Origin of the sequence: Saccharospirillum alexandrii (genome assembly GCF_004000275.1) — a bacterium.
GTDB classification, from domain to species: Bacteria; Pseudomonadota; Gammaproteobacteria; order Pseudomonadales; family Natronospirillaceae; genus Saccharospirillum; species Saccharospirillum alexandrii.
This window is the reverse complement of the sequence record NZ_RCIP01000001.1, coordinates 827,209-840,449: the sequence shown is the minus strand read 5'-3', so window position 1 is coordinate 840,449 and position 13,241 is coordinate 827,209. Positions and strand designations below refer to the sequence as shown.

7 protein-coding genes and 1 tRNA gene are annotated in these 13,241 nt (G+C 57.7%); 5 read left to right on the top strand and 3 right to left on the bottom strand.

Annotation, left to right across the window (positions count from 1 at the left end):
• Positions 1-19 precede the first annotated feature (19 nt).
• Complete coding sequence (locus EP166_RS03935; RefSeq protein ID WP_127555481.1) at positions 20-943, bottom strand: DegV family protein; 924 nt, start codon at positions 941-943, stop codon at positions 20-22.
• A 552-nt stretch (positions 944-1,495) separates the two neighbouring features.
• Here EP166_RS03935 and EP166_RS03930 point away from each other — a divergent pair.
• The gene (locus tag EP166_RS03930; protein ID WP_246026210.1) at positions 1,496-2,956 is read left to right on the top strand and encodes a glyceraldehyde-3-phosphate dehydrogenase; all 1,461 of its coding nucleotides are present in this window, start codon (positions 1,496-1,498) and stop codon (positions 2,954-2,956) included.
• A gap of 116 nt (positions 2,957-3,072) precedes the next feature.
• Here EP166_RS03930 and EP166_RS03925 read toward each other — a convergent pair whose 3' ends face one another.
• Positions 3,073-5,757, bottom strand: coding sequence for a DUF2339 domain-containing protein (locus tag EP166_RS03925; RefSeq protein WP_164743801.1), 2,685 nt, complete (start codon positions 5,755-5,757; stop codon positions 3,073-3,075).
• A 162-nt stretch (positions 5,758-5,919) separates the two neighbouring features.
• Between EP166_RS03925 and gltX the strand changes: the two genes are divergently transcribed.
• Positions 5,920-7,401, top strand: a complete 1,482-nt coding sequence (gene gltX, locus EP166_RS03920; protein ID WP_127555478.1) for a glutamate--tRNA ligase — start codon at positions 5,920-5,922, stop codon at positions 7,399-7,401.
• Between the two features lie 128 nt (positions 7,402-7,529).
• Positions 7,530-7,605: transfer RNA gene (locus EP166_RS03915), tRNA-Ala, on the top strand.
• Between the two features lie 614 nt (positions 7,606-8,219).
• On the opposite strand, the gene EP166_RS03910 is transcribed toward EP166_RS03915, so the two are convergent.
• Positions 8,220-10,025, bottom strand: coding sequence for a glycerophosphodiester phosphodiesterase family protein (locus EP166_RS03910; RefSeq protein WP_127555477.1), 1,806 nt, complete (start codon positions 10,023-10,025; stop codon positions 8,220-8,222).
• 199 nt (positions 10,026-10,224) lie between these two features.
• Between EP166_RS03910 and EP166_RS03905 the strand changes: the two genes are divergently transcribed.
• Together EP166_RS03905 and EP166_RS03900 are read left to right on the top strand one after the other, a co-directional pair.
• Positions 10,225-11,001, top strand: a complete 777-nt coding sequence (locus EP166_RS03905; protein WP_127555476.1) for a hypothetical protein — start codon at positions 10,225-10,227, stop codon at positions 10,999-11,001.
• A gap of 207 nt (positions 11,002-11,208) precedes the next feature.
• Positions 11,209-13,110: a patatin-like phospholipase family protein gene (locus EP166_RS03900; RefSeq protein ID WP_127555475.1), complete on the top strand. Its 1,902-nt coding sequence runs from the start codon at positions 11,209-11,211 to the stop codon at positions 13,108-13,110.
• The last annotated feature ends 131 nt before the right edge of the window (positions 13,111-13,241 follow it).

Sequence of the window (13,241 nt, the reverse complement as noted above, 5' to 3'; positions counted from 1 at the left end):
TCATATCGATAGTGCTGGTTCAATGCCAGCTGTAATGCTCGCAGGCAAAGGCAACCGATAGGGTACGTGGACCCAGGTTGACTCCGCCAGACAGGGACATGGGCGTTACGATAACGTGGTTCTTGTGCTCTTTCGCGACGGCCTGCAGGCGCTGGAACTCGGGCAGGGCGGTGATGTCGTCGAGGTGTCCGGCGTAGCTGACGCAGACAAAAGGCGACAGCAAACCGTGCTGAATTTTCTCGGTCGTGTGTTCGAGCAGGGTTTTGATTGCCAGATCGTGACCGCGAATTTTTTTGATTGGGAAGGTCTTGTCGTCCAGAGCCAGCACGATGGGAGCGATGTTGAGCGTGCGGCCCACGATGGCCCCAAGCCAGGAAATGCTGTTGTCGCCTTTGCGACGCGCCCGTTCCCGCAGGTAAAACACATCGGCCGGCACCTGGTAGGCATGTACCCGCGAGCTGAGGCGGTCGACCTTGCGCCGCAATGCCGTCCCGTTGACGCCCTTGCGCAGAAGCGCAACCGTATGAGCCGCTAGTACACCCTGGCCGGCAAACACTGTGCGGCTGTCTTGCACGCGAATGGAAACCGATGTCTGTTTCTTGGCCGCGGTCTTCTGAGCCCGGTTGGCGGCTTCGGTCGCGTGTTCGAACGTCGGGCTCCGAGTGCGGCTGACGGTCTGAATCAGAATTTCCTGATGACCCTGTTTAATGGCTTTTTCAACCAGGTTCTGAATGGTTTGGGCTGACGTGGGTGCTGTGTCGCTTTCATGGCCTTTATCAAGGACACCGCTCTCATACAGCGCGATGGTTTTCTCGGTATTGCGGTAGTCGGGCATTGAATGGCCATCGTACAGAATGGTCGCCGGCAGCACTTTTATGTCGTATTTGTTGAGAAACGACTGGGGTAAATCGCAGGCGGAATCGACAAAGAGGGTGGTGCTCATTAAAAAATTATCTCCGTATACATACTGACATTTCCTATACGCACTATAGTGCCATTGTCACCCTGATACAAAGCTGGCGCATCGATCTAAACGATTAAGCAACGGCAGGCTGATCGTCGTGCAAAAAAATTGGGCGTTTTCAGGAAATAATTATCCTTGCCCGCTGGTACTAAAATTCCGTAACTCTCTTTCAAATGGTCCTTGCGAAAAATTGCCTGGTTGCGCAAGGCCGGATGTTGGCGATGGGGTAGTTGCGGGCGTATCGACCCTTTTTGCGCCGTTATGCCAGCCAACCAGATGATTTGGGGTTCGCTGTCGATGCACATTAACGGTCACTTTGTGGTAATAAACTTTCAAAGTGGCCAGGTGATCGCAACGGGCTCACTATATTGACAATTTATTTCTGACAAAGATCCTCGAAACAGCGAAGCCCCTTCACTAGAATCTTCTTTAACCCGGATTATATCGGGATTACAAACTACCGACTGTTCGAGTCAGCCCTGGATGGTTGTCCGAACTCAACGACCCAATCACCTGGAAAGAGGACTGAGTGTGAATCAAGCTGCCATAGATCAGACCCTGCTGCGCTGGCAGGAAAAGGAAGCCCTGGCCGAAGCCATGATCCCGATCATCGGGCGTCTGTATCGCAAGAACAACGTGATTACGTCTATTTATGGCCGTCAGATTATCAACCAGTCCGTGATACAACTGCTGAAAAGCCATCGTTTCGTGCGTCAGGTGGAAGGCCACGAATTATCGGTCAACGAAACACTGGGCGTGCTGGAAATCATTGACGAAATGAACCTGGCACCGGCGCACATCGATATTGGTAAGCTGGCACTGAAGCACAAGTCCCAGGCCATGGGCACACCGCTGCGTCATTTTCTGGAAGACGAACTGGCCGACCTGAAAAACGGGTACGATGCCAACGCACGCTACCAGACACCGGCCAAGGATGTCGTGCTCTACGGCTTCGGCCGGATCGGACGCCTGCTGGCCCGCATTCTGATCGAAAAAGCCGGGGGGTCACCGCTGCGACTGAGAGCCATTGTGGTTCGTCCGGGCGGCACCGATGATGATCTGGTCAAGCGTGCCAGCCTGCTGCGTCGCGATTCCGTGCACGGCAGTTTTGAAGGCACCATCACGGTCGATGCCGAACATGATTCGCTGGTGGTTAACGGCACCGCCATTCAGGTCATCTACGCCAAAACACCGGCCGACGTCGATTACACCCAATACGGCATTCGCGATGCGATTGTCGTCGACAATACCGGCATGTGGCGTGACCGCGATGGCCTCGGCCAGCACCTGAACTGCCCGGGCGCGAGCCGCGTATTGCTGACCGCGCCGGGTAAAGGCGACATCAAGAACATCGTTCACGGCATCAATGACACCTCGCTGACCGACGCCGATACCATTGTATCGGCTGCCTCCTGTACCACTAACGCCATCACGCCCGTGCTGAAAGCGCTGAACGATGAATTTGGCATCGAAAACGGCCATGTCGAAACGGTTCACAGCTACACCAACGACCAAAATCTGATCGACAACTTTCACAAGGGTGAGCGCCGAGGCCGCAGTGCGGCGCTGAACATGGTACTGACCGAAACCGGTGCCGCCAAAGCCGTTGCCAAGGCTCTGCCTGTGCTCGAAGGCAAGCTGACTGGCAATGCGATTCGGGTACCGACACCGAACGTGTCGATGGCGATTTTGAATTTGAACCTGGAGCGGGAAACCACGCGTGACGACCTGAACGATTACCTGCGTCACGTGGCCCTGTATTCCGATTTGAACAAGCAGATCGATTACACCAACTCACCCGAAGCGGTGTCTTCGGATTTTGTCGGTAATCGCAAAACCGGCATCGTCGACAGTGGTGCCACCATTGTGACCGGCAAGCGCGCCGTGGTGTACGTCTGGTACGACAACGAAGCGGGCTATAGTGCTCAGGTTGTGCGCACCATTCATGACATGGCCGGCATTCATTATCAGATATACCCGAAAACGGTTTAGTCAACGGCCGGAGCCTGGAAGGCTTCGCTGGTGGTCTGAACCCGGTCGACTGCCCCGACCGGGTTATCAACCCTGCCTCTGGCAGGGTTTTTTTATGGCACTGGCCAGGTTGGCGGTTACACCTGATCCGGTGTGTTCCCGACATCAATTCGGGCTTTAGGGGGCAGGGGTGAGACATACCCGACGACCAGTAGAAGCAGCCCGACGACAATAAAGGCGATGATGCCTTCCAGCGTGTTGGCATCGCCCATATCGACCAGGAACAGCTTGGCCACAACAATACCCAGCAAGGCGGCCGCGGCCATCCAGACCGGTCGCCACCCCCGTCGGGTCGCCAGTACCATGACCGCCAGGCCAGATAACGTCCAGAACACCGAAACCGCCGCCTGTGCCAGGCTGGAGGCCAGAATGGTGTCCATGTCCCAAGCCAGCCCGGTCCAGTGGTGCAAGGTTCGGATCAACACGGCGTTTAGCCAGAGGAAGGCCAGGGCAGACAGTACTACCCAGCCCTGGTGCAGTGTTATTGTTCGGTTTGCACCGCCGCACAGCGCTCTCCAGCCCGCATAGCCGGTAAACAGAACCAGTAGCTGGGTCAGGTCCAGCGGGTTCAGCAGCGGCACATAGGGCAGGGCGCCAAAGGAGCCACTGCTCGTCGTGCTGATGAACGCCGTCCAGTTCACCAGAAACAGCAAGAGCGGAGTGCCCACCCAATCAGTATAGGTTGTCTGGTGTAAGGTCACTGGCCAGATACCGCCGCGTAACACCAGCCAGTAGAAGGGCACCACAAGCAAGACCTGTGCAACGATCGGCCAGTCCGACTCCGGGCCGGCAACGTGCGCCACCCACCAGACCAGCTCAACCCCGAGCAGTAACACCAGCAGCAATGCGCCCATTGAATGCAGGCCTGTCAGCAGCCGGGGCCAGGCTGGCTCGCGGCGGTCTCGCAGCCACAGCAACCCATAGAAGGCGCTGAACAACAACAGCCAGCCGAGGGCGCCGTACTCATCCATTGGATGATTCAGGATAAACAGCGCAGGGGCAGCGGCCAGTGCCATTGCGGTGAGCAGACCGAGCGGGGTGAAGCGCAACGCTGACCAGTCCAGCTTCCATTCCAGCCAGCCGAGTGCAGCGGCTGAGAGTGCGACGAAACAGAGCACCGTTACCCACTGAACGTCGGGGTTTACGAAATAGAGAATCTCCACCAGGCCGTTGCCAAACCACCAGAGCAACCCCCAGACCAGCAGCGGTATGGTGAGAAAGGGTGTCGGCAGCGGTAGTTTCGGTGTCTGTGACCGGAGCAACAGGTAACTGCTGAACAGGCCAGCGACGGCGACAAACAGCCCGCCAATAAAGACGGCATTGAGTACCATCCAGTCGGAATGCCGGTTTAAGGCCTCAGGGAAAAACAGCGCACCCGCGCCAAGTTGCAGGGCGATGGCAAACAAGGCGCCCAGGGTACGGTTCTGACGCAGACTGATCCAGAGCACGGCAGCGCCTTCAAGCGCCCAGGCTGTCGCTACCCACTCACCATCTAATGCGAAGGGAATGGACAAAGAGGCGAACACCAGCGCCAGCGCCAGGTAGGCTTCGCTCAGTAACCGATAGGCGGCTCCCCCGAAGCGGCGGCACGCCAACGTAAGCGTTGCATAAAAAACACCCAGCAACAGCGCTGACATGGCCAGACCATACTCAAAGGTGTGGACCAGCCCTGCTTGCAAAGCGAACCCGACGACGGGCACACCAAACACCAGAGTCCCGTCGACATAGCCTTTAAGCCTGGGTGGCTGGCGGCTGGCAAACAGCAGCGCAATCAGAACATAGAACAGGAAAAAGAGAATCAGAAACGCCTGGGCACCGGGTAACAGTTCCGGGCTGTAGCGCAGCGTGCCCCAGAGGGTGCCAATCACAAAGGTAAACAGAAAGCCGATCAGGTTAAGCACGCGCCAGGCTTTGAACCAGGCCATACCCAGGATGCCAGCGTTCAATACGGCGTAGTAACTGAACAGGGCGATGTGGCTGCCTTCCCCGGTCGAAGCCAGCACGGGTGCGAGAAAGCCGCCGGTCACCGCCATAATGGCCAGGGCCGGCGCATTTTGCAGCACCGCCAGCGCAGCAGACACCACGACCATAACCAGCAAGAGGGCAAAACCGACACTGGCCGGCACCAATTGAAACAGGCGCAAGGCCGTGAAGGCGGTAATATAGAGAATGCCGACGCCCCCGCCCTGAAGGACCAGCGCATAAACGCCCCGGGAGCGGCGCAGCCACCAGCCGAGCCCCAGCAACACCAGCCCGAGCGCAGCCACAAAAAACACCTTAAGCTCAACCGGCAGAACGCCCTGGGCGTTGGCATAACGCAATAGAAAAGCGACACCAAAGAACAGCACGATCACGCCCACCCGAACAATCAGATTGCCTTCGGTGAAGTAACGTTTCACCCGATCAAAGGCCTTATCCAGAAAAGTGGGCGCACGCGTGCTTGGCTGAGGAGGATTCGGTTGCCAGGGGTTTTGCGCCACATCGGGCTCATTCAGGGTGGTGGCGGGCTCCGGCGATGCCGGGCGAGATTCGCTTGCTGAAACGGCAGGCGCCGCAACCGGAGTCTGCCCGTCAGTGTCTGCAACCGTCGCTGGTGATTGCGGTGTTTGTGACCACGCCTGATCGTCAGCCGCTGGCGCTATTGCTTCAGCTGACGGCCCGGCTTCGAGCCGCTGTTCCAATGCCCTGACGGTCTTTTCCAACCGGCGAATCCGAACCAGCAGGTAGACCAGCCCGGCGATCATTAACACCCATAAAACCATAACCGACGTTTCCCTTTGGATCGGTACAAAGGCGCATCCTATAACATTGGGGTGACTCAGCGGAAGGCGACTCATCGCCACGCCTTGCCGAGGCCCTTGGTTACGGCAGACCGGAACCGGTATACTGCCGCCTTTTCTCACGGCATAAGAGACACTATGGCTATGACTAAGATTCGCACCCGTATCGCTCCGTCGCCCACCGGCGACCCGCACGTTGGCACCGCCTACATCGCGCTGTTCAACCGTGCCTTCGCCAAGAGCCAGGGCGGTGAATTCATTCTACGCATCGAAGACACCGACCAGGTGCGTTCAACGCCAGAGTCCGAAGCCGCGATTCTCAATTCGCTGAACTGGCTCGGCCTGAGCTGGGATGAAGGCCCCGACTGCGGCGGCCCGCACGGCCCCTACCGGCAAAGTGATCGCAAAGCGATTTATCAGGACCACGCTCAGACGCTGCTCGACGAGGGCCATGCCTTCCATTGCTTCTGCACCGCTGAACGCCTGGATGAGATGCGCAAGCAACAACAAGAGACGGGCCAGTCGGGCTATGACGGTCACTGCCTGGCGCTCAGCGCTGACGAGGTTAAATCGCGGCTGGATGCCGGTGACGCTTCGGTTGTGCGCATGAAGGTTCCCGAAACCGGTCACTGTGAAGTGGCCGACTTGCTGCGCGACCCGATCGAGATCGAATGGTCGCAAATCGACATGCAGGTGCTGCTGAAATCGGATGGCATGCCCACCTATCACCTGGCCTGCGTGGTCGATGACCATTTGATGGAAATCAGTCACGTGCTGCGCGGCGAGGAGTGGATCTCTTCAACCCCGAAACAGATTCTGCTGTATCAGTACTTCGGCTGGGAACCCCCGGTGTTCTGCCATTTGCCGCTGTTGCGCAATGCTGACAAGTCCAAGCTGAGCAAGCGCAAGAACCCGACGTCGATCGATTATTACCACAGCCTGGGCATTTTGCCGGAAGCGCTGATCAACTTTCTCGGCATGATGGGCTGGACCATGCCCAACGGCGAAGAGAAGTTCACGCTCGACGACATGATCGCTAACTTCGACGTAAAACGTATTTCACTCGGCGGCCCTGTGTTCGACCCGGAAAAACTCGACTGGCTGAACGGTCGTTACCTGCGTGAAGACCTGACCCCAGAGCAACTGCTGCAGCGTCTGCTCGACTGGAAGTTCAATGCCGACTACGTCAGCCGTTTTATGCCGCTGGTGCAGCAACGTATCGAACGGCTGAGCGATGTTGCACCCTTGGCCCAGTTCTTCTTCCAGGGCATGCCAACGCTCACGCCAGCCAGCTTCGAATCGGTAAAACTGGATGAAGACACTCTGAAGAAAACCCTGCAGTTGATTCTGTGGAAGCTGGAGGCCGAACGACACTGGGGCAAGGACAACATCATGGCCGATGTTAAAGCCGTGGCCGATCACCTGGAGCTGAAAATGCGCGATGTTATGGCGCCGCTGTTCATCGCCATCACCGGCTCCGCCGCCTCGGTTTCGGTACTGGACGCCATGAACATTCTTGGCCCGGACATGACCCGGGGCCGTCTGCGCCACGCCATTGAGATTCTGGGTGGCCTCGGCAAGAAAAAGCTCAAGAGCCTGGAAAAAGAGTTGGCTGCCATCGGCTAATCCATACAACTCGGGTGCAAGTTGTTGAATTAAAAGCAAAAACAGCTTGACACCCGAGGGGCTGCTTTTTATTATTGCGCCCACTTCGAGATGAGTGTTCTACACCGCTTTGAAGTCACCGAAACATCGGGGCTATAGCTCAGCTGGGAGAGCGCCTGCATGGCATGCAGGAGGTCTGCGGTTCGATCCCGCATAGCTCCACCATATTCTTCTAAAAAACCGGTCCTTTGACCGGTTTTTTTATGGTCGCTAATCTTTCTCTGTGGCTGTGGAGACGGCGGTGGACCGGGTAGGCCTCTGTCGGGGTCGGCGTGAATCCGTCACTGGCGGTCCGACGTCTCGGGCCTAGGCCGCAGGATATGAATCCCATCCATGGGATTCACCCTTCGGGCTCGCTGCGCTCATGCTAAAACGCTCCTGGCGTTTTAGTCCCTGCTGCGGACTTCCCCGCCAGAGGCCTACCCGGCCCACCACCTTAACCTGTGCCAATTCAGAAAATTACCCAAAGACTAACAAGAACCAGCGTTCCTCCACCGCCAATACTCACGGAGGTTAAGTCGAAAGACGTTACTATTGGAGGTACTGTGTTGTGTGTAGGAATCTTGTTTTTCGTATTGGTCGCGATTTGATCAGATTGGGCCAGTGAGGGTGCGGAGGGAGAGTTGCCGGAGTGGGTCTGTTTGGGGGTGTCTGAGGCATGGATGCCGAAGCCAAGCTTACATGGAAGTATTTACAGCGACCCCAAACAGACCCACCCCGGTAGCTCTCCCGCAACCACCGGGTAGAGCTCAAAAAAAACCAACCACAGCCACCAAAACTCACCACATCCAATTCCGCAACCTAAGCAACAGTCGTTCAGGCTCTGAAAGCTCAGCTCGTTCGGCGAGCAGTGACGCGAGCAACTCGGGTCGGTCGGTGATGATGTTGTCGACGCCCTGGTCAATCATTCGCGACAAGGAACGGCGGTCATTGACGGTCCAGACGTGAACTTCCTGATTCTGCTGGCGAATCGCACTGATGCGAGCCGGGCTGATCAGCGCATCCCGCAGTGAGAGCACATCGAAGGGTTGGCCTTCAATGTCGCCGATAACCGAATGAACCAGCAGGCTGGTGCGCAGACGGGGCTCCAGTTGTTGCACCTCGCGCAGAACCGGTGGTTCAAGGGCCGCAACCAGGGTGTGTTCAAGCATTTTCTCTTCACGTAGAACCTCTACCACCCGGGGTATCAGACCCGGGCTTTGCGGGCTGCTTTTTACTTCCAGGTACAGGTGGGCGTGGCCGCGCATTAGCGCAATGGCTTCGGCCAGAGTTGGAATGCGGGCATTGCCCGGGTTGGCTGATGAGGTTCGATCGGTATCCAGTGCCTGTACTTCGGCGAGGGTTAACTCCCAGATATCCCGCGGGTCGCCAGCGACTCTGAGCAGGTCTTTATCGTGCAGCAGTACCAGTTGGCCATCGGCTGTCTGGCGAACATCGAGTTCGATGTAGTCGGCGCCGTCCTCGATCGCATACTGAATGGCCGCCAGCGAATTGTCAGGCGCTTTCAGTGAACTGCCCCGGTGTGCGGTTATGGCAATGCTTTCCGGTGTGTTCCAGCTGTTGAACACATAGCCGACCTGAACCAGCGCCAGAATGACCACGAACAATTCTATTCCCCAGGCAAGTGCGCCCACCTGGCGGGGCTCCGGGTCGGGTGGCAGGCCAATGTGACGACCCTGTCCACGTTGATAGAGCTTCAAAATGACCAGGCTGTTAAGGCTGACACCGATAAACCCGGCCGCGACCGCGAGCACGGCGTAAATCACTATCAGCGCCACCATCACCGGGATCAGCAGGCTGTAAAATTCCGGCAGAATGGCCAGCAGCGCCTTGGCCAGCCCCTCGAACACTAGGGCCAGAGCCAGGGGAAGCAGGGCGATGCCGCCACCGGCGGTCAGCAGCAGCGCAGCGATGTTCAGTCTTGCGCCTTTACTGAGCTGTGCACTGCGTTTTAACGCCTGGCGGGGGGGTAATTCTTCGAGCAACAGAATCGGCAGGGCCAGCACCCAGCGTAAGTAAAGGCTGCCATTGACCACGGCAATGATGGCGAGCATCGCTCCCATGATCGCCAGAAAACCCCAGTAGGCGGGTGGTTGCTCGGTAATAACGTAGTAAAGGTCGTAGCCAGTGAGCAGGGTGTTGAACGATACAATGATGATCAGCAAGAACGGCGCGGCAACCAGCAATTGCACGAACACCTGAATGCCCGCCAGGCGCAATAACCTGGGTAGTCGGTGTGCAACGCGCCACAGGGCGCTGGCCGAGGTATGAAAGCGGTTATCACGGCCATGCGAGACCACCAGCATCATACCGGCGTGCTGCAGGAATACTGCCACAATGGCGAGCGTTCCCGACACCAGGATCCACAGCAGCCCGGCCGGTGAGATCAGGAACCGGGCCAGGTCAACATTGCTGATCAGCGAAGCATCGGCGAGATTGACCAGCACCGACAGCAGCCAGCCCGACACCGGAGAAAGCAAGCTGAACGCCAGTATGGTGAAATAAAGGTGGAACGCGAGCAGGGGTCGCCGATGATAGCGCAGGCTGGCCAGGGCGTGTCGAAACAGATGTCGGTTGGTAACCATAGCCTCCGGGACACTGTACAGTCGGTGTCAGCCGTTGATTCAATCGATTAGCGGGGTTAGAGCGTGATTATAACTGAATGTCCCCAAAACGTCTGCGGCGCAGCAGGTGAGTGGTATTCTTGGGGCTGTCATTTACAACAAGCGGAGTTACTCATTGACGAACGTGGGACCCTTCACTAATCGGGTATGTGGGCTATTGATGGCCCTGGTTGTTCTGGCATTGCCCGCGACTGGAGCCGACCGTTTTGGTCTGTTACTGACGCCAGCGCAACTGGACTGGGTCGGTGCGCGCATTTACCAGAACGAATGCGCCAGCCGCCCTGAATGCCTGGTGCACTGGAACGAAGGCGAAGCCTTCCCTTCGCTGGGAATAGGCCACTTTATCTGGTACCCCGGCGGCGTTGACGAACCCTTTGTGGAGAGCTTTCCCGGCCTGGTTAGCTTTGCCCGGCAGCGCGGTGTAGCTGTGCCAGGCTGGCTCGCTGAGTTATCGCCGTTGGACGCTCCCTGGCCCGACCGATCAGGCTTTCTGGCGGCGCAATCAGAGCCCCGAATAGCATCGTTGCGCCAGTGGCTGTCCGATACCCAGGGCCTGCAGGTGGCCTATATTCTGGGCCGGGCTGAAACCTCACTGGCACAGGTTGTGGCGGCAGCACCGGCCGGTCAGCAAGCCAGTCTGTCCCGGCGTCTGGAGGCACTTACCGCCACGGCAGGGGGCAGTTACGCACTGATCGATTACGTCAATTTTAAAGGCGAAGGCCTGGTACCCGGTGAAACCTACCAGGGTCAGGGCTGGGGCTTGTTGCAGGTGTTACAGCAGATGGCGCACTACGAAGCGCTGCCTGCGTTAGATGCCTTTCGCCTGTCGGCGGCCGACGTTCTGACCCGTCGCGCTGAAAACGCCGAACGCGATATCGAGCGTGAACGCTGGCTGCCCGGCTGGCTGAACCGGCTGGAGACCTACCGGGAACCCTGATTTTCCCGCCCCAAGGCGAGGCTCAGAGACTGATGTTATGCCATCGCCACGACCTTAGATGACGTTTCCGGATTGCCTTCTATACTACAGTCCGAATCAGGCCTCTGGTGAGACTGGAGCCCTGTGCTGTTCAGGGATTCGAGCAGAACGATCGCGCAGTACGATTCCTGCAAGTTCGGGTTCAATCGTATAACACAGGAGGTGGCGGTGACGGCACAATTCAGAAATCTGGTATTCGAAGGCGGCGGTGTCAAGGGCATTGCTTACGTGGGAGCCATGCAGGTGCTAGCCCGGCGCGGCTATCTGGGCCACATCACCCGGGTGGGTGGGACCAGCGCGGGCGCCATTAACGCCCTGATGTTCTCACTGGGTTATGACATCCAAACTCAGCGTTCAATCATTCAGTCGGCCGACTTCAACGACTTCATGGATAATTCCTTTCTGTTCATTCGCGATATGAAACGCCTCTGGTCCGAGTTTGGCTGGAACAAGGGTGATTTTTTTGCCGAATGGGTCGGTGGCTACATCAAGCAGCAACTGGGTGATGCCCGGGCCACCTTTGCCGATCTGGCCGCGGCCGGGCAGCCCGATCTGTATGTTGTTGGCACCAACCTGTCGACCGGTTACGCCGAAGTGTTCTCCCGCGAGCGCCATGCGAGCATGTCCCTGGTCGATGCGGTACGCATCAGCATGTCCATTCCGCTGTTTTACCGGGCCGTGCGTCACGGGCCGCGTGATGATGTGTATGTCGACGGTGGCGTTCAGCTCAATTACCCGGTCAAGCTCTTTGACCGGGAACGCTACATTGATATGGACGCCGAACCGGAAGCAGCGCGCCGGCCAGAGTATTACGAGCGCGAGAACGATCGGTTTCTGCTGGCGCGGCCCGGGCGCAGCCCTTACGTTTACAACCGCCAGACACTGGGCCTGCGCCTGGAAACCCGGGAAGACATCGGGGTTTTTCGTTACGACGAATCACCCCGAAGTGAGCCGGTTAACGACTTCGGCGGCTACGCCAAAAGCCTGGTACGGTCGCTGCTGAGAGTTCAGGAAAACCAGCATCTGCATGGCGATGACTGGAAACGAACGCTGTACATCGACACCCTGGATGTCGAAACCACCGATTTCGATCTGTCCGACGCAAAAAAACAGGCGTTGATCGAGCAGGGCATTCAGGGCGCCGATACTTTTCTGGGCTGGTTTGAAGACCCTGAAAGCGCGCCGCCCAACCGTCTGCCGGACCAACGCGTACCGCGTGTGGTGTTGCAGCGGGGTGCAACCGGTGAGGCCGTCGTGGCATTGCAGTCACTGATGAACCGGGCCGGGACCATGCTGATACCCGATGGGGATTTTGGGCCGGGTACTGAGCGTGCCGTAACGCATTGCCAGGGCTGGGCGGGGCAGCCTCAGTCGGGCGTCGTGGATGACGCCTTATGGGCCTGGCTGGAGGCACTGCCAGAGCCGTTCCCGCCCTTGCCAACCGAGGGTGTTGCTTTTATTGCCCGGGAAGAGACCGGCGGTCTGGCGTTTTATCAGGATCATACCCGCTGGCCGCACTACCCGGGTGAAGCCAGCGGCATCACCATTGGCCTCGGTTATGACCTGCGCATGAACACCCTGGCGGATTTCAAGCGCGACTGGGCGTCGGTGTTGCCGCCGGCTGTGTTTAAGGTGTTGGCTCTGGACATCGGCAAGGCGGGCACCAAGAAACGGGCCAAGGCTTTGAAGGAAGTGGGCATCGACATCCCGTTCAACCTGGCCTGGCAGGTATTTACTGCCACAACGCTGCCACGCTATTACGACCTGACGCAGAGCATTTACCCGTCACTGGATCAACTGCCGCCGTTGTGTCGCGCGGTGCTGGTCAGCCTCGTGTTTAACCGGGGGGCGTCGTTGCGCGGCGAAACCCGACGTGAAATGAAGGCTATTCAGACCTTGCTGGACCAAGCCGACAAGGCCTTGCCCGACCAGCAGCGCTGGCAGGCGATACTGGTGGGCGTAGAAGATGAAATCGTGGCCATGAAACGACTCTGGAGTTCCGGTTCCGGTCTGGTTAAACGACGTCAGGCGGAAGCCAATTTGTGGCGTCGGGGCTTAGACATGGGTTGAATTTGCATTGTGGTGTAATGAATCGCTTTTGGTTTGAATTCACTAATGAGCGGCCAAACGGGCGTGACAGGCGGGTTGGATCATCAATAGCGGGAGGAAAAACCAAAAAAATGACATAAAAACATCACATT